This is a genomic window from Streptomyces coffeae (assembly GCF_016741875.1).
GTDB lineage: Bacteria > Actinomycetota > Actinomycetes > Streptomycetales > Streptomycetaceae > Streptomyces > Streptomyces coffeae.
This window is the reverse complement of record NZ_JAERRF010000018.1, coordinates 83,328-99,610: the sequence shown is the minus strand read 5'-3', so window position 1 is coordinate 99,610 and position 16,283 is coordinate 83,328. Positions and strand designations below refer to the sequence as shown.

General features: G+C 70.9%; 14 protein-coding genes. 8 read left to right on the top strand and 6 right to left on the bottom strand.

Annotation, left to right across the window (positions count from 1 at the left end):
• Window positions 1–79 precede the first annotated feature (79 nt).
• The 4 genes from JK363_RS27260 to JK363_RS27245 form a co-directional block, all read right to left on the bottom strand.
• Entirely contained in the window at window positions 80–1,288 is a 1,209-nt protein-coding gene (locus JK363_RS27260; RefSeq protein WP_201878123.1) for a globin domain-containing protein, read from the bottom strand.
• A 73-nt stretch (window positions 1,289–1,361) separates the two neighbouring features.
• Window positions 1,362–1,811, bottom strand: coding sequence for an RrF2 family transcriptional regulator (locus JK363_RS27255; protein WP_201878121.1), 450 nt, complete (start codon window positions 1,809–1,811; stop codon window positions 1,362–1,364).
• A gap of 36 nt (window positions 1,812–1,847) precedes the next feature.
• Window positions 1,848–2,636, bottom strand: coding sequence for a metallophosphoesterase (locus JK363_RS27250; protein ID WP_201878119.1), 789 nt, complete (start codon window positions 2,634–2,636; stop codon window positions 1,848–1,850).
• 163 nt (window positions 2,637–2,799) lie between these two features.
• Complete coding sequence (locus JK363_RS27245; protein WP_201878117.1) at window positions 2,800–3,867, bottom strand: AI-2E family transporter; 1,068 nt, start codon at window positions 3,865–3,867, stop codon at window positions 2,800–2,802.
• Window positions 3,868–4,337: 470 nt separating this feature from the next.
• Between JK363_RS27245 and JK363_RS27240 the strand changes: the two genes are divergently transcribed.
• The 3 genes from JK363_RS27240 to JK363_RS27230 all read left to right on the top strand — a co-directional run bounded on the left by JK363_RS27240 (window position 4,338) and on the right by JK363_RS27230 (window position 8,896).
• Window positions 4,338–5,558 (top strand): cysteine desulfurase-like protein, encoded by a 1,221-nt coding sequence (locus JK363_RS27240; protein ID WP_201878110.1) that lies wholly within the window; start codon window positions 4,338–4,340, stop codon window positions 5,556–5,558.
• 427 nt (window positions 5,559–5,985) lie between these two features.
• On the top strand, window positions 5,986–7,281 hold the full coding sequence (locus JK363_RS27235) for an acyltransferase family protein (RefSeq protein WP_201878108.1): 1,296 nt from the start codon (window positions 5,986–5,988) through the stop codon (window positions 7,279–7,281).
• 193 nt (window positions 7,282–7,474) lie between these two features.
• The gene (locus tag JK363_RS27230) at window positions 7,475–8,896 is read left to right on the top strand and encodes an FAD-binding oxidoreductase (RefSeq protein WP_201878106.1); all 1,422 of its coding nucleotides are present in this window, start codon (window positions 7,475–7,477) and stop codon (window positions 8,894–8,896) included.
• 59 nt (window positions 8,897–8,955) lie between these two features.
• On the opposite strand, the gene JK363_RS27225 is transcribed toward JK363_RS27230, so the two are convergent.
• On the bottom strand, window positions 8,956–9,762 hold the full coding sequence (locus tag JK363_RS27225) for an SDR family oxidoreductase (RefSeq protein WP_201878278.1): 807 nt from the start codon (window positions 9,760–9,762) through the stop codon (window positions 8,956–8,958).
• Window positions 9,763–9,967: 205 nt separating this feature from the next.
• On the opposite strand from JK363_RS27225, the gene JK363_RS44305 reads away from it, so the two are divergent.
• The 4 genes from JK363_RS44305 to JK363_RS27210 all read left to right on the top strand — a co-directional run bounded on the left by JK363_RS44305 (window position 9,968) and on the right by JK363_RS27210 (window position 12,608).
• Window positions 9,968–10,474 carry an SDR family NAD(P)-dependent oxidoreductase gene (locus JK363_RS44305; RefSeq protein ID WP_307821883.1) on the top strand — a complete coding sequence of 169 codons (507 nt, stop codon included), beginning with the start codon at window positions 9,968–9,970 and terminating at the stop codon, window positions 10,472–10,474.
• Window positions 10,377–10,709: an SDR family NAD(P)-dependent oxidoreductase gene (locus JK363_RS44300; protein ID WP_307821882.1), complete on the top strand. Its 333-nt coding sequence runs from the start codon at window positions 10,377–10,379 to the stop codon at window positions 10,707–10,709. The genes JK363_RS44305 and JK363_RS44300 overlap by 98 nt, the downstream gene beginning before the upstream one ends.
• 76 nt (window positions 10,710–10,785) lie before the next feature.
• Window positions 10,786–11,964, top strand: a complete 1,179-nt coding sequence (locus JK363_RS27215; RefSeq protein WP_201878104.1) for an AAA family ATPase — start codon at window positions 10,786–10,788, stop codon at window positions 11,962–11,964.
• A gap of 218 nt (window positions 11,965–12,182) precedes the next feature.
• Entirely contained in the window at window positions 12,183–12,608 is a 426-nt protein-coding gene (locus tag JK363_RS27210) for a VOC family protein (protein WP_201878102.1), read from the top strand.
• 111 nt (window positions 12,609–12,719) lie between these two features.
• On the opposite strand, the gene JK363_RS27205 is transcribed toward JK363_RS27210, so the two are convergent.
• A complete protein-coding gene (locus JK363_RS27205) occupies window positions 12,720–13,670 on the bottom strand; it encodes a hypothetical protein (protein WP_201878100.1) in 951 nt (316 codons plus the stop codon).
• 466 nt (window positions 13,671–14,136) lie between these two features.
• Here JK363_RS27205 and JK363_RS27200 point away from each other — a divergent pair, with 466 nt between their 5' ends.
• Window positions 14,137–16,107 (top strand): helix-turn-helix domain-containing protein, encoded by a 1,971-nt coding sequence (locus JK363_RS27200; RefSeq protein ID WP_201878098.1) that lies wholly within the window; start codon window positions 14,137–14,139, stop codon window positions 16,105–16,107.
• The last annotated feature ends 176 nt before the right edge of the window (window positions 16,108–16,283 follow it).

Genomic DNA, 16,283 nt, shown 5'->3' with positions numbered 1-16,283 from the left:
ACGTGTTCCCTGGCGAAGGCGACCGAGTCCTGGGCCGTTCGAGTGCTTCCCGCCATCTCTCCGGGCCCGCCGTGGGCCGTCAGTTCTGCGCGGCGAGCCACAGATCGGGGCCGAACACCTCGTAGTGGACGGCGGAAGGCCGTACGCCCCGCTCCAGCAACCGGGCACGTACGGCCCGCATGAAGGGCAGCGGTCCGCACAGATAGACCTGCGCGCCTTCGGGGACCGCGACGCGGGACAGGTCCACCAGACCGGTGTACGCCTCCGGCCACTCGCCCTCCGGCCGTTCGTACCAGAAGTGGGCCGCGCCATGGGCCAGCTTGGTGACCAGCCGCTCCTGATCGACGCGCAGCGCGTGGTCGGCGGCGGAGCGGTCGGCGTGGACAACCGTCACCGGACCCTGGTGCCCCCGGTCGACCAGATCCTCGAGCATGGCCACCATCGGAGTGCATCCGATGCCCGCCGAGATCAGCAGCAGCGGGGTGTACGTGTCCGTGGTGTCGAGGACAACGTCGCCGTACGGAGCCGAGACGCTGATCACGTCGCCCACCCGGACGTGGTCGTGCAGCTGGCCGGAGACCTCGCCCACCGGTCCTCCCTGCTCCCCGTCCGCCCGCTTGACGGTGAAGGAGCGCACGGTTGAACCGGGTGCGTTCGTCAGGCTGTACTGGCGTATCTGCCGTGCTCCGTCGGCCAGTTCGACCTGGACGGACACATACTGGCCCGCCCGGAACGCCGGGGCCGGGCGGCCGTCCGCGGGCCGGATCCGGAAGGTGACCACATGCGGGGTCTCCTGGACCCGCGCCACCACCGTCCACGGGCGCCAGGTGTCCCCGGCGAGCACGCCCTGTTGTGCGTACAGCCGCCGTTCGATCTCGATGAGGGCGTTGGCCATCAGCCAGTAGACCTCGTCCCAGGCGGCGGCCACGTCCTCGGTGACCGCGTCGCCGAGCACCTCCGCGATGGCTGCGGACAGATGGCGGTGCACGATCGCGTACTGCGCGGGTGACACCCCCAGCGAGGCGTGCTTGTGCGCGATCCGGTCGAGCAGGGCGTCGGGGCGGACGCCGGGCTGTTCCACCAGGGCGGTGGCGAACGCGGCGATCGCTCCCGCGAGTGCCTGCCGCTGTGTTCCCGCGGCCTGGTTGCCGCGGTTGAACAGATGACGCAGCAGCTCGGGGTGAGCCTCGAACATCCTCCGGTAGAAGAGCTCGGTGATGGTGCCGATGGCCTCGCCGACGGCGGGCAGCGTGGCGCGGACGGTCTCAGCCGACTTCGGGGAGAGCATAGGAGGCTCCTAAGTTGAATGTGAGATTCGTATTTAACGGCGTGAAGAAGTCCGCCACGGGGGGCTCCTGGAATCAGCGGGGCAGGTCGGGGCTGCGTCCCACCAGCCCCAGCAGTACCGGGCCAGTGGGGGAGGCGACCAGATCGTCGACCGTCAGTGGATCGAGCGTGGCGTAGAACGCCTCCTGGGCCCGGCGCAGCGCCATCCGCAGCCGACATCCCTGTCGCAGCGGGCAGGGGGCGTCCCCCTCGCAGTCGACAACATCACCAACCCCCTCCAACTCCCGGACGAGTTGGCCGATCGAGGCGGTGCGCCCGGTCTCGGTGAGCACCAGTCCGCCGCCGCGCCCCCGGCGTGTCTCGATCATGTCGAGATGCTGGAGCCGGGCGGCGACTTTGGCCAGGTGGCTGTACGGAACCTGCATCTCCGCGGCGACCTGCCGCGCGGTGCACGGCTCGGCGCCGCTCACCGCGAGGCGCATGATCGCCCGGAGGGCCAGATCCGTTGACTTCGTCAGCCGCATGGCAGCAGATTAGATAATGCGCATCTGAGATGCAAATTAACCGGCGTCGGTCGGAACGGCGCGGAAGTGGGTGGTCACCCGGTTGGTTTCGTCGAGGACGTGGAAGGCGACCATCGGCGGCAGGCCGAAGTTGATGGGGCCGTCCTCGTCCCCGCACTCGCTGGGCAGGGTGAGCGTGGAGACCACCCCGGGCGCGGCCAGCAGGGGAAGACCGGCGAAGGTCGTGGTCGCGGCGGTGTGCGCATGGCCGCACAGCAGCGAGACCACATGGTCGTACTGGTCCAGCACCTTCTCCAGGCGCTCGGCCTGGAACTGCCGGATCTCATCCACGTAAGGGATGTGCAGCGGCAACGGCGGGTGGTGGAAGGCGACGAAGGCCGGGACATCCGGAGGAGAGTCGGCCAGCTCACGGTCGAGCCACGCAAGGGTGACATCGTCCAGCAGTCCGTCATGGCGTCCGGGCACCGAGGAGTCGCACATCAGGAAGGTGGCCCCGGGGAGATGGTGCGCCCGGTTCACCGGAGCGGTGGCGTCCGCACCCGAGGTGTTCTCACCCAGGAAGTGGCGCCGGTAGGCGGTCCGTTCGTCGTGGTTGCCCGGACAGGTCAGGACCGGGCGTGGCGAGGTGAGGAGCGCGGCCGCCTCGCGGTACTCCTCCTCGGTGCCGTGGTCGGCGAGGTCACCCGTCACCAGGATGGCGTCGAGCTGCCCGGGGAGACCGTTCAGATACGCCATCACCCGGCGGGTGCGCTCGGCGGCCCGGGCGCCTCCGTCCCCGCGGTCCTGCCCCACGTGCACATCACTGATCTGAGCGAACACCAACATCACAAGCCTCCTGACGACGGGGCCGTCCCCGGCCGCGCGGCGGATCGGCCGTGGTCACCCTATGCGGCCGACGGCGGCGCCCGCCGCGTCATTTCGCCGACCTCGCCCCGTGCGCCCGGAGCCCCGTCAGATCCCAGCGAAAGGGCCCGCCTTGGCTGCCCCGTCAGACACCCTCGGGCGGAGCGTCGCGCAACGCGCGCGTCACCGACCAGGCGACGGACACCATGGGCACGGCCACCACCGCCCCGGCCACCCCGGCGACGATGCCCCCGCCGATGACCGAGATGGCGACCACCACCGGATGCAGCCGCACCGCCCAGCTCATCACCAGCGGATGCAGGACATGGCCCTCGAATTGCCCGACGACCACGATGAGCGCCAGCACGACCGCCGCGATCACCGGCCCGCGCCCCGCCAGCGCCACCACCGTGGCCACCGCCAGCGCGATCGGCGACCCGATCAGAGGGACGAAGGTGGCGAAGAAGACCAGGAGGGTCAGCGGCAGGGCCAGCGGCACCCGCAGCAGAAACAGCGCGACACCCACCAGGACCGCGTTGGTGGCCGCCACCAGGATGATGCCCCGGGTGTATCCGGCGAACGTGCTCCAGGCCGCCCGGCCGGCCCGGTCCCATGGCGACCGAGCGGCCTCCGGGAGCTGTCCTCGGAACCACCGCCACATCCCGTCGCCGGAGTGGACGAAGAAGATTGAGCAGAACAGCGCCAGAACCGCCGCGGTCAGCGCCTCCACCGCGCGGCCCGCACTGCTGAGCGCCCGGCTGATCAGGGCCCCGCGGTTCCGGGCGACGAAGGAGTTGATCCTGTCGTGCAGCCCCTCCAGGGTGCCGCGCCGGACATGGAACGGAGGCCCCTCCAGCCAGTGTTGGATCCGGCCGATTCCGCCGCGGAACTCACCCACCAGCCTGCTCGCCTCACCGGCCGCCGCGTTGCCCACCAGCGCCAGCAGCCCCAGCACCAGGAACAGGCTGCCGAACACCGAGAGCGCCACCGCCAGCGGCCGGGGCACCACCCGGGCCAGCAGATCGGCCAGCGGGCGCAGCAGCGCCGTGGCCACCAGCGCGAGGAATACCGCGATCGCGACGAGTTCGAAGCGCCCCAGCACTGTGAACGCCAGATAGACGGCGACTCCGACGACCAGGATCCGCCATGCGTACGCCGCGGCCATCCGCAGCCCGGGATGGACGAGCCCACCGTCCCCGCTCGCTCCGCGCATGGCCGCGGCGACCGCCGCGGATCCGGAGCGGGCACGGGCCAGGGCGGCTCGTGAGGCACGACGCGGACGACCGCCGGCCGCCCTGCGCGGAGGTCGTGAGCGCCGCGACGTACTCCGGCTCGTGTGCTTCTCGCCGCTCGTCGCGCCGCCCCGCTCCGGTCCGTCGTGTGCCGCGCTGTTGTGTGCCGCTCCGTCAGATGCCGGTCCATCGGACGGAGGGAGAGACCCGTCGCTCACGTCGGCGCCACCGCCTTCCGTGTCCCGGCCCTTCGTGATGGAAAGCGTCCGGACTCAGGTTATTTATCCGACTGATCCTGAATGTAATGATTGAAGCAGGGTGGGTGTCCGGGCGCTCGCCCCGGGCGCGGCGGGTCGCACGGCCGCCGCGTCCACGGAGCGAGGAGCTGACCGTGGTGTTCCCTCCCGCCCACGGTGACTCCATAATCGATCACCCGTCCAAGGAGTCGCCCGTGACGTACGACATCGCCGCCGTCCGCGCGCAGTTCCCCGCCCTGAAGGCCGGATCGGCGCACTTCGACGGACCAGGCGGCACGCAGACACCCCGACCCGTCATCGAGGCCGTCTCCGAGGCGCTGGCCAACCCCCTGTCCAACCGGGGCCGGCTCACGGTGGGGGAGCGGAACGCCGAGACGATCGTCGCGGACGCACGTCTCGCGCTGGCGGACCTGCTCGGGGCTGACCCGGGCGCGGTCGTCTTCGGCCGCAGCGCCACTCAGCTGGCGTACGACTTCTCCCGCACCCTCGCCAAGACCTGGGCGCCGGGCGATGAGGTCGTGGTGTCGCGTCTGGACCACGACTCCAACATCCGCCCGTGGGTGCAGGCGGCCGCCCGTGCGGGCGTCACCGTCCGCTGGGCCGACTTCGATCCGGCCACGGGCGAGCTGACCCCGGATCACATCGGCGCCGTACTGAGCGACCGCACCCGGCTGGTCGCGGTCACGGCTGCCTCGAACCTGATCGGCACCCGCCCGGCGATCACGGAGATCTCCCGCATCGTCCATGCCGCCGGAGCACTGCTGTATGTCGACGGTGTGCATTACACCGCGCATGCCCATGTCGATATCGACCGGCTCGGGGCCGACTTCTTCACCTGCTCCCCGTATAAATTCCTCGGTCCTCACCTCGGCGTTCTGGTGAGCCGTCCGGAAATCCTGGAGAGTCTGTCCCCGGACAAACTACTGCCGTCGACCAACGCCGTCCCCGAGCGTTTTGAATTCGGCACCCTTCCCTATGAATTCCTCGCCGGAACGCGCGCCGCGGTCGATTTCCTGGCGGGCCTCGACTCGGCGGCCCGGGGTGGCCGCCGGGAGCGGCTGGCCGCGTCGTTCGAGGCCCTCGAAACGTACGAGGACTCCCTGCGGCTGCGGATCGAAGCGGGCCTTGCCGCGTTCGACGCGATCACGGTCCACTCCCGGGCCGCGCACCGCACCCCGACCCTTCTGCTGACCATCGACGGACGCGACACGGCCGACGCTCACCGCTGTCTCGCCGCCCGTGGTGTCGACGCCCCGTCCGGCTCCTTCTACGCGCTGGAGCCGTCCCGCAGGCTGGGGCTCGGCGACACCGGAGGGCTCCGGGTCGGTCTGGCTCCCTACACCAGCGCCGAGGATGTGGACCGGCTGCTCAACGGCCTGTCCGACTTCCTGAACGAGCCGGTCACACACCCCTGAAGCCGTCCGTGTACCGTCCGCACGCGGCCCGCACGCCGTCCGTGCTCGCCTCGGCCGGAGCGCGGACGCGGTGGCCATCGGGCACCCGGTCGGGAGAGCTTTCCGGCGCGACGGGGCGTGTGCTGCCGCGCCCCGTCGCACACCGAAGCCCCGATTCCCCCGCCGTGCCCTCAGAAGGTGTACCGGCAAGGGCGTGCCGCGGTCCGCGCCACCACCGCTCCGGCCATGACCTGGCGGTCCGTCATCCAGTCCCGCCGTCCGGCAGGTCGGTCGCCGCGGCCTGCCGAGCCGAACGATGACAGCGGCGCGCTCGGCTGCCTTTCCGTCCGTTGCTCGTAAATAAGTTCTCCGCCCTACGCGGTGCTCCGACGGTCTTTTCCGGGCATGCTCATTCCGGTTCGCTCCCCACATTACGGAAAGGCATCCCATGGCCAGCGCCTTACCGCATCCGGACAGGCTCCCCTCGCTCACCGGCTATCGATTTCTTCTGGCGTGCGCGGTCCTTTTCGGTCATGTCCTGACACTGGGAAGACTCTTTGCGGACGAGGCGATCTACGAGGCCGCCGACAGGTCCCATATGCTCAGTGCCGCGGCCGTCTCCACCTTCTTCATGCTCAGCGGCTTCGTCCTGACCTGGACCCTCCGCCCGGACGACACCGCCGGACGCTTCTGGCGGCGCCGGTTCGTCAAGATCTTCCCCAACCACGCGGTGACCTGGACCCTCATGCTGGTCCTGCTCATGGCGACGGGGACGGCCACACTGCTCCCCGTACCGGACCCGGCCATCGACGAGGCCCTGAAGAATCTGTTCCTCGTCCACACCTGGGCCCCCGACATGGCGGACTTCAGCAGTGTGAACCCGGTGACCTGGTCCATCTCCTGCGAGGCGTTCTTCTACCTCCTCTTCCCCTTCCTGATCCGGCCGCTGAACGCCCTGCCCGCCCGCCGGATCTGGCCCGGGATCGGACTGATCGCCGCACTGATCCTCGCCACGCCCGCGATGGTCACGCTCGTCACCGACGAGGCCGCTGCCGGGAGTTGGACGCCCCTGTCCATGGAGCGCTGGTGGCTGATCTACTTCTTCCCGCCCGTGAGGTTGCTGGAATTCCTCCTCGGCATGCTGCTCGCCCTCGCCGTACGGACGGGCCGGTGGCCCGCGCTGCGGCTGCGCTGGCCGCTGCTCGTCCTCATCGGCCTCTTCGTGGCGCAGCCCCGGCTGCCGGACGAGTACGTCTGGGGAGCGGCCACCTGTCTGCCGCTCGCCGCGGTGATCGCCGCACTCGCCGGCCGCGACATCGACCGCCGCCCCACCTGGCTCGCTCTGCGCGGTCTTGTGGTGCTCGGCGAGGCGTCCTTCGCCCTGTACATGATCCATTTCCCAATCCTGTACGCGATCCGCCTGCTGCTCGGTGAGCGAACCTTCGGCACCCTCGCGGCCACGGCCATCGCGCTCGGTGTGGCCACGGTGTGCGTCCTCGCCTCCCTCCTGCTGTGGCGCACCGTCGAGTTGCCCATGATGCGCCGCTACTCCCGGCCCCGGTCCCGTCCCGCCCATCAGGCCACGGCGACCGGCGGCGCGGCCATGGACCACACCACGCCCGGCCACGGCGTGACCGGCCACGTCACGACCGACCACGTGACGACGGACGACGACACGATGGAACGCGGCCGGGCCGACCGCGGCCGGGCGGGGAGGGCACCGCAGCAGGATCCGCTGCCCTGACCCAGCCGCACCGCACACCACCGCCGAGGACGTCCCGGGCAGGGCGTGGCCCCGGCCACGGCCGGGGCCGGTGGAACGGGGCCGGCCTCCCGAGCGACTGTGCCCGGCCCCCGCCCCGACGTTACGATCGAAGGGGAGGGTCTGGGCCCCACGGGAGCCCGGGCGGCACCCCGGGGGGAGAGAGCGGGGCTCCATGACACCCGGTGGTATGGACGGCACGGCTCTCGCCGGTCTCCGCGAGGGGCTGGCGGGTGAGGTGATCGTGCCGGGCGACCCGGCCTACGACGAAGCCCGCACGATCTTCAACGCCATGATCGATCGGCGACCGGCGATGATCGTCCAGTGTGAGAGCCAGGACGACGTCAGCCGCGCGGTCGCCTTCGGCCGCGACCGGGGGCTGCGGATCGCGGTCCGCGGCGGCGGGCACAGCGTCGCGGGCATGTCCCTGTGCGACGACGGCCTCGTCATCGATCTGCGCCGGATGCGGGCGGTGACGGTCGACCCGGGGGCCCGGGTGGCGCGCGTGGGCGGCGGCGCGGTGATGCGCGATCTGGACCGGGCGACCGAACCGTACGAGCTGGCGACCACCGGCGGCCGGGTGTCGACCACGGGCGTCGGCGGCTTCGTCCTGGGTGGTGGCACCGGCTGGCTGGACCGTGCCTTCGGCCTGGCCTGCGACCACCTGCTGTCCGTGGACCTCGTCACCGCACAGGGCGAAGCGCTGCACACCAGCGAGGACGAGCACCCCGAGCTGTTCTGGGCCCTGCACGGAGGCGGCGGCAACTTCGGCGTGGCCACCTCCTTCGCCCTCCGGTTGCATCCGCTCCCTGTCGTCACGGCGATGCTGCTGATGTGGCGCCCCGGTGCGGGCCGGCACGTGGCGTGCGCCTACCGCGACTTCCTGGAATCCGCGCCCGACGAGATCGGCGGCGGACTCCTCTACCTCACGGCTCCGCCGGAGGACTTCGTCCCCGCGGACATGGTCAACAAGCTCGCCTGCGCCGTCATCGTCACCTTCACCGGCCGCGAACAGCAGGCCCGATCCATCGCCGCCCCGCTGCTGCACCTCGGCCACGACGCCGAGATGATCACCGAGTTGCCCTACGCGGATCTCCAGTGCATGCTCGACGATCCGCCCGGCTACCGGAACTACTGGTCCGCCGAATACCTTGACGCGTTCCCGGACCCGGCGGTGAACCTCTTCTGCGCCCGCGCGACGGACATGGTCATCCCTTCTCCCTCCCAGCATGTGCTGTTCCCCCAGGGCGGGGCGGTGGCACGAGGCCCCGCGGACTATCCGGTGCCATGGCGGAGAGCGCCGTGGATCGTCCATCCCTTCGGGCTGTGGGAGGACCCGGCCGACGACGACCGCGCGCGGCGGTGGGCCCGCGCCACACGCGAGGACGTCCGACCGTGGTCCAGTGGCGCGGTCTACCTCAACTTCATCGGCGCGGAGGGCGAGGACCGTGTCATCGCGGGCTTCGGCCCCGAGAACTGCCAGCGGCTGACCGAGGTGAAGGCCCGGTACGACCCCGACAACGTCTTCCGGCTCAACCACAACATCAAACCCCGCCCGGCGGGCCAGAAGGCCGCCGCGGGAATGGCCGGAAGGTAGGCGGGGTGCCGCCACCCCCTGTGCCGCCACCCCCGCGCCGCCACCCCGCGCTCGCACCGTCAGGCGAAACCGCCGTTGCTCATCAGCAGTTGGCCATTGACCCACTGGCCCTGCGGTGAGCAGAGGAAGTCCACCAGATGGGCGGTGTCCCGCGGGGTGCCCAGCCTGCCCAGCGGTGTCCGGTCCTGACAGTACGACCGCACCTCGTCGGACATCCAGCCGGTGTCCACCGGTCCGGGATTGATGACATTGGCGCTGACACCGAGGTGCGCGAGCTCCTGCGCCGCGGCCAGAGTGATGCGGTCCTGGGCGCCCTTACTCGCACCGTACGGAAGGTTCCCGGCGGTGTGGTCGCTGGTGAGACCGACGATCCGACCGCTCCCCGGCACACCGCGGAAACGCCGCCCGTACTCACGGATCAGCAGCCAGGTGGCACGTGCGTTGACGGCGAAGTGCCGGTCGAAGCTCTCCACCGTGGTGTCGAGCAGCCCGGAGTCGACCGACTCGCAGTGGCACGTCACCAGGGCGGTGACACCGCCCAGCCGGTGTTCGGCCTCGTCGAAGATCTTCGCGGGCGCGTCCGGGTCCGCGAGGTCCGCCTCGATCGCCACGGTGGCCGCCCCGTGCTCCCCGAGGGAGCCGATGATGGCGTCGACCGCTCCGGGCTCGGCGCCCCAGGGCATGCGCTCGTCATAGGAGCGCCAGAAGGTGAAGGCGATGTCCCAGCCCGACATCGCCAGCCGACAGGCGATGCCCGCTCCGATCCCGACCGTGCGGCCCACGCCGGTGACCAGCGCGAGCGGACGGGAGCGGCCGGACACCGGGTGGCCGCTGTTGATGTCCGGCGCTTCCGGGTCGATGGTCATGGCGAGGATCATCGCGGCCGATCCGATGACGGGCAACTCCGCGACGTACAGGGGCAGTACCCGGGGCGGACGGTGTGCCATGGCCCGTTCGGCCCCAGGACGGCGGGCCGGTCCGCCGCGACGTGCCGATGTGGGGTAGACCTCGACTGTCGGCTTCGCCCTGCCACCCCACCACCATGTGACGGCTATGTCGAGGAGTGCGCGCGTGAGTACGGAACTGAGCGGGTCCACGGTCCTGGTCACCGGTGGCACCGCGGGAATCGGCCGTACGGTCGCCCTGCGCTTCGCCGCGCTGGGGGCGGAGGTGGTGGTCCACGGCCGCCATGCGCGGCGGGGAGCCGACGCCGTCGAGGACATCCGTGCCACGGGCGGACGGGCCAGATTCATCGCGGCCGATCTCGCCGACCCCGACGCCGTCCGCCGTCTGGCCGCCGAGGCGGGCGAGGTCGATGTGCTGGTGAACAACGCGGGCATGTACCGCTTCGCCAGCACGCCGGAAGGTACCACCGAGATGTTCGACACCCACATGGCGGTCAACACCCGCGCCCCGTTGCAACTGGTCGGCGCACTCGCACCCGGCATGGCGGCCCCGTGGCCACGGAGCCATCGTCAACATGAGCACCGTGGCCGCCACCACCCCGGCGCGCGGCGCCGGAGTGTACGGCGCCTCCAAGGCCGCGCTGGAACTGCTCACCCGCATCTGGGCCGATGAGTTCGGCGCCCAGGGAGTGCGGGTGAACGCCGTACGCTCCGGTCCGGCCCGCACCCCCGGCACTGTGGAGATGGGGGAGGACATCCTCCAGGCACTGGGTCGGACCACCATCCTGGGCAGACCCGCAGAGCCCGAGGAGATCGCCGAAGCGGTTGTCTTCCTCGCCTCCCCGCGGGCCGGCTACATCACCGGCACCGTCCTCGAAGCACGCGGTGGCGAACTCGCCCTCAACTGATCGCGCCAACCCCGCCCGGATCGCACCCGCGCACCCGGCCGGAACAGCCGGTACGGGGGTGACATAGCCTGGGGATGTGATCACCACACTCGCTGTCGAGAACTACCGGTCGCTGCGCCGACTGGTGGTCCCCCTGGGACGACTGACCGTGGTCACCGGCGCGAACGGCACCGGCAAGTCCAGCCTCTACCGGGCCCTTCGCCTGCTCGCCGACGCCGGGCGCGGGGGAGCGGTCGCAGCCCTGGCCCGGGAGGGCGGACTGCCGTCCGCGCTGTGGGCCGGACCCGAGACCTCCGCACGGGCCGTGCGGGAGGGCCTCCACCCCATCCAGGGCACCGTCCGGACCGAACCGGTCAGCCTCCGCCTGGGCTTCGCCGGTGACGAGTTCGGCTACGCCGTCGACTTCGGCCACCCCACACCCTCCCGTTCCATGTTCGACCGTGATCCGGAGATCAAGCGGGAATGCGTGTGGAGCGGTGCCGTCCTGCGGCCCGCCGCCCTGCTGTCGGAACGCACGGGCCCCGCCGTGCGCACCCGGGACGCCCAAGGGGAGTGGAACCGTACCCAGGGGGCCGTGCGCCCGTACGACAGCATGCTCAGCGAACTGGCCGATCCGCAGCGCGCCCCCGATGTGCTCGCCGTCCGTGAACACATCCGGTCCTGGCGCTTCTACGACCACGTACGCACCGACGCCCACGCCCCCGCCCGGGCAGCCCAGGTCGGCACCCGCTCCCCGGTCCTCGCCTCCGACGGCTCCAACGTGGCCTCGGCCCTCCAGACCATCCGGGAGATCGGCGACGGCGACGCGCTCGACACCGCCATCGACGCGGCGTTCCCCGGCAGCCGCGTGGAGGTCGCGGACCGCGGTGGCCGCTTCGAACTGGCCCTGCGCCAGCACGGGTTGCTGCGCCCCCTGGGGGCCGAAGAGCTCTCCGACGGCACCCTGCGCTTTCTGCTGTGGGCGGCCGCGCTGCTCACCCCGCGCCCACCGGATCTGCTGGTGCTCAACGAGCCCGAGACCAGCCTGCACCCCGAACTGCTCGAGGCGCTGGCCGGTCTCATCCTGACCGCATGCGACCAGACCCAGATCGTGGTGGTCACGCACTCCCGCCCGCTGGCCACCGCACTCGCGGACGGCGCCGGGCGGTCCCGTACCGAGGTGAACACCATCGAACTGGTCAAGGAGGCGGGCCGGACGCTGGTGGACGGGCAGGGCACCCTCGACGAGCCTCTGTGGTACTGGCCCAAGCGGTAAGTACGGCCACGCATTGCCGTTGCCTTCGACGGGTATTAGGGTCGGTCGGGTGACTGCCGGGTCGGCCATGGGCCATACACGAGTGAGGCGCCCGGCCTCGGCGTGAGCGCGAGGCGGGCCAGAGCCCCGCCTTCCCTCTCCGTGTCTATGACCCGGGCGCCGCGCACGGTGCCTCCGTTTCCATGTGGAACCCCAAGTCACCCGGAGAAGACTCACTGATGACGCTCAATCAGCAGGACCAGCCGCAATCCTCCGCCACCACCGCCGTCCAGTTGAACCACACCGCGGTCTTCGCCCGGAACAGGCAGCGGTCGGCCGAGTTCATCGCCACGATCCTGGGCCTCGAAGTCGGCGCCCCGTTCGGGCCGTTCCTGCCCATCGACCTCGGCAACGGGGTCACCCTCGACTACTACGAGAAGAGCGATGAGCCCGTCCAGTCGCAGCACTACGCGTTCCTGGTGCCCGACGAGCAGTTCGACGACATGATCGCCCGGTTGGAGGCGGCCGGTACCACCTACTACGCCGACCCGAGCCACACCGAACCCGGGCGGATCAACACCCTCTTCGGTGGTCGCGGCGCGTACTTCGACGACCCGGACGGCCACAACATGGAGATCATGACCCGGCCCTATATCCGGCCCTGAGAAGCGACCGGGAGGTATCGCGGCGCGAACGTGGCCGAGGTCGGCGAACCAACCAGGAAATGGCCGGTGTTCGGGGGAGTGGGGCCGCAATGAGTCCGCGGCTCCCCTTCGTCAGACCCCCAGACGGTCTTGCCACCGCCGGAACTCGCCCACCGGGTTCCCGTCCCGCCGCCACGGCCAGGAGGTCACGCGCCCTTTCAGCAGCCGGAAGATCTGGGTGGCGTCGTCCTTCCGGTTGGCGGTGATGAGGGCGTACGCCAGGAGGTTCAGATCGGCGAGGGCCGCGGCGTGATGGAAGAATCCCGGCTTCTGCCAGGTGTCGTAGGCCCGGTCCAGCGCCTGGGAGACCGAAGGGTTGGCCCAGTGGTTGCGGGCGAGGAGTGCCTCCATTCCGCCCCTGTCCAGCACGGTGTGATATTGCATGACATGTGCGGTCAGCTCCACCACGGCACACGGCGCGTTCGCCGGCATCTGGGCGCGCATCCCGTCGATGAATTCGAGAACGTGCATATGGGAGCCGCCCTCGTCAGGCGAGAGGAAGTCCAACATGCTCAGATGGGCTTCGCGATGCCACCGATCGCGCGCCAGTAGTTCCTGCCACAGCGCGAACACGTCGTTGCGCGGGTAGCGCTCCAAGCGGTAGACGCCCAGCAGCACCACCCACGGCGTGGGGTCGTGCTGGTTGAGTTCGGCGGCACGGTGGCATTCTTCGACCACCGCGGCGGCGTCGGGCAGTCCTCCCTGCCAGCGGCCACGGACGAGCTGGACCCAGGTGTGGAGCACCAGCGCATCGGGGTTGTTCGGCTCACGAGCGGCCCACTCGGACGGGAGGCTGGAGTCCGACAGGGCATGGGCCAGCACCGAGACCCGGTGGGCCCGGCGGTCCCAGTCGCCCGGGTTGCGCTTCAGAACGCCGCCCACACGAGCCGCGCCCAGCTCTGCCGCGCCGATGGTGCCCCATGCGCTCGAGTCACGCAGCATCTTCATCAGCTTGGCCAGCTCCCCGTCGTCGAGTTCAGGAGTGAGGCGTGCTCCAGTACGGCGAAGGGAAAACATTGACATGATCGAAGGCTATGAGCGCTGGGGCGCAGGGCAAGCGATCTGCGGAGATCGTTATCCCACGCATATCTTCGCGGCGGGAGGCCATCCGCATGCTGAGATGCTGCCGATGGCGCTTGACAGCGGTGGCCGTCACCGTCCCGATTCCGCTTCCGACGTGGACTCGGGACCCCGTGATCAGACGGTAGGGGGCGCCGTGTCGATCTCCGCCAACCATGGGGACCATCGTCGGCGGCCTCGTGCTGCCGGCAGCGGCCCACGAGAACGCCGTCCGACGGTGCGCAGGACACCTGTGGAGCACGACGAGTGGCCCCCGCGCCGGCTCGCTCGTGGCATTGTTACGTATTCATCATCTCCCCATGCAGGGCTCATGATGTGGCCGGTCAACCGTGCGAGCATGGACGCTTGGACGACTCCCACTCCACGCTTCGTACAACGTGATACTCCCGCTCGCCGTGCCCTCACCGCCATGTTCCCCGCACCGCCCGCAAGCGGGAAAACGGCATCCCTCACGCCTCCTCCCCTCGTCGGCCGCGAGGCCGAATGCGCGGAGCTGGCGAGGCTGGCCGCCTCGGCCGCCACGGGCAACGGGCGGGCGGTGTTCATCCGGGGCGAGGCCGGGGGCCACGGACACGACGTCGACGGGCTCACCCGGCCCCCTGCGCTCGGCAGCCGCACCGTACTGGAGCCGGGGCCACTGCCCCCGTCCGCTGTCCTCGCCGTGCTGACCGGCCTGTGCGGCGGTGAGCCGGGCCCGCGGCTGCGGGCGATGGCCGAGGGAGCGTCGGGAAACCCGCTCTACCTCACGGAACTGGTCACCGCCCTCCGGCGCGAGGAGGCGCTCGAGGTGCGCAACGGCACTGTGGAAGCCCTCACCGACTGCCCACCACCCGCGCTCGCAGAAGTGGCCGGCCAGCTCGCGGAAGCCGAGGAGACGGCACGATGCGCACTGCTCGGCCCCGGCGCCACGGCGTGGGAGTGGCCCCTGCGCTGGATCCTCGTCCAGGCCGCCTGCGGGCGCGGCCGGGCCGAAGTGGCACTGGCGGAGTGCCGCGCCGCGTACGGCCGCGAGGGCGTGGCGGCGGCCGAGGCCGTCCGGTTCCGGGCCTTCGCGGCGGTGTGTCTGCTCGCCCTGGGCAGATTGCCGGAAGCCTGGGCGGTCGCCGCGGCCACCCGGCACACGGCAACGGCGAACCGGGATGGACCCGCCCTGGCCGACGCCCTGCATGTGCTGGCCGCCCGAGGCTTTCTGGAAGCGCCCGGCACCGAGGCGCTGGACCTGGCCCGGTACGCGGTCCGACTCGCGTCGCCCGCGCACCGTCCCGCGCAGCACATCGCACTGCAACTCACCCTGGCCAACGGATGTACCGCCCTCGACCGCGGCCATGACGCCCGGCACGCGCTCACCGCCGTCCACGACGAGAGCCGGCGCATCGGCGGTGTCTTCCTGCCCTGGCACCACCTGACCAGCGCTCTCCTGGCCTTCCACTCCGGACGCTGGGACGATGCTCTCGCCGATGTCGAAGCCGGGCTCGGCCGCGGTGAACACGACGCCCTGAGCCGGGCGCTGCGTGCGATCGCGGGCCTGATCGCCGTGCACCGAGGGCAGCGGATCACCGCGGCGGCTCCTGATGCCCCCGCGGCGGGGGCGTCCGAGACCACCGTCATCGCCTGGTACTACGCGTATCTGCCGGTGTGCGCCGAGGCGCTTCTCGACGAGGCGCGGGGGGATGCCGAACGGGCCTACCGCAGGCTCACGGACGCCTTCGACCACGGCATCGGCGATGTGCCCGGCCGCCTCGTCCTCGGCCCGCTGGCCCCCGATCTGGTCCGGCTGGCCCTGGCCCACGGCGATCGGAGACGCGCACGGCGGTACGCCGCCGCGTCCCGTGCCAGGGCCGGTCGCGGCGCGGGACCAGCCCACCACGGCGACGCCTACCGCTGCCAAGGGCTGCTGACCCGGGACCCCGAGTTGCTGCTGCGAGCGGCCGACCGCTACCGTACGGCGCCCAGACCGCTGAGCGAAGCGCACACCCTCACCGACGCGGCGGAGCTCCTGGCCCGTCGTCGGCCCGCGCAGGCCAGAACCCTGCTCGACCAGGCACTGGGGATCTACGCACAGCTGGACGCCCGCTGGGACATCGCCCGCGCCACCTCCCGGCTGCGCGCCGTCGACGTCCACCGCGGCAGACGGGGGCCGCGCAATGGCGCGCGTTACGGCTGGGAGGCGCTCACCATCACCGAACTCCGGGTCGTCGAACAGGTGGCGGCAGGGGACTCCAATCCCGACATAGCCACCCGTATGTGCGTCTCACCGCGCACCGTCAGCACCCATGTGTCGAACATCCTGCGCAAGCTCGCCATGACCTCGCGCGTGGAACTGGCCGCCGCCGTCATTCAGCGCCGGCACCAGAACCGCTCCTCGGGTGGGAAGGAATGATGGGCGTCAGGTGTGCGTGCCCGATCCCGGAGCGGATTCCTCGCCGCGCTCCCGCATGCCTACGTCAGCTGACGGATGTATCGCACAGGGCGCGATGGCACGATCCTCGTGCCCGCGTGCGCGACAGGGCGCGTCGGGCGGTGGAGACCACCCGGTGACCCCGGAGGAGAACACCC

What these genes read in the sequence shown, in the direction of transcription:
- JK363_RS27260 (WP_201878123.1), bottom strand. Translation starts at nt 1,288, where the DNA reads ATGCTCTCCCCGAAGTCGGCTGAGACCGTCCGCGCCACGCTGCCCGCC.
- JK363_RS27255 (WP_201878121.1), bottom strand. Translation starts at nt 1,811, where the DNA reads ATGCGGCTGACGAAGTCAACGGATCTGGCCCTCCGGGCGATCATGCGC.
- JK363_RS27250 (WP_201878119.1), bottom strand. Translation starts at nt 2,636, where the DNA reads ATGTTGGTGTTCGCTCAGATCAGTGATGTGCACGTGGGGCAGGACCGC.
- JK363_RS27245 (WP_201878117.1), bottom strand. Translation starts at nt 3,867, where the DNA reads ATGCGCGGAGCGAGCGGGGACGGTGGGCTCGTCCATCCCGGGCTGCGG.
- JK363_RS27235 (WP_201878108.1), top strand. Translation starts at nt 5,986, where the DNA reads ATGGCCAGCGCCTTACCGCATCCGGACAGGCTCCCCTCGCTCACCGGC.
- JK363_RS27230 (WP_201878106.1), top strand. Translation starts at nt 7,475, where the DNA reads ATGACACCCGGTGGTATGGACGGCACGGCTCTCGCCGGTCTCCGCGAG.
- JK363_RS27225 (WP_201878278.1), bottom strand. Translation starts at nt 9,762, where the DNA reads ATGACCATCGACCCGGAAGCGCCGGACATCAACAGCGGCCACCCGGTG.
- JK363_RS44300 (WP_307821882.1), top strand. Translation starts at nt 10,377, where the DNA reads ATGAGCACCGTGGCCGCCACCACCCCGGCGCGCGGCGCCGGAGTGTAC.
- JK363_RS27210 (WP_201878102.1), top strand. Translation starts at nt 12,183, where the DNA reads ATGACGCTCAATCAGCAGGACCAGCCGCAATCCTCCGCCACCACCGCC.
- JK363_RS27205 (WP_201878100.1), bottom strand. Translation starts at nt 13,670, where the DNA reads ATGTCAATGTTTTCCCTTCGCCGTACTGGAGCACGCCTCACTCCTGAA.
- JK363_RS27200 (WP_201878098.1), top strand. Translation starts at nt 14,137, where the DNA reads ATGTTCCCCGCACCGCCCGCAAGCGGGAAAACGGCATCCCTCACGCCT.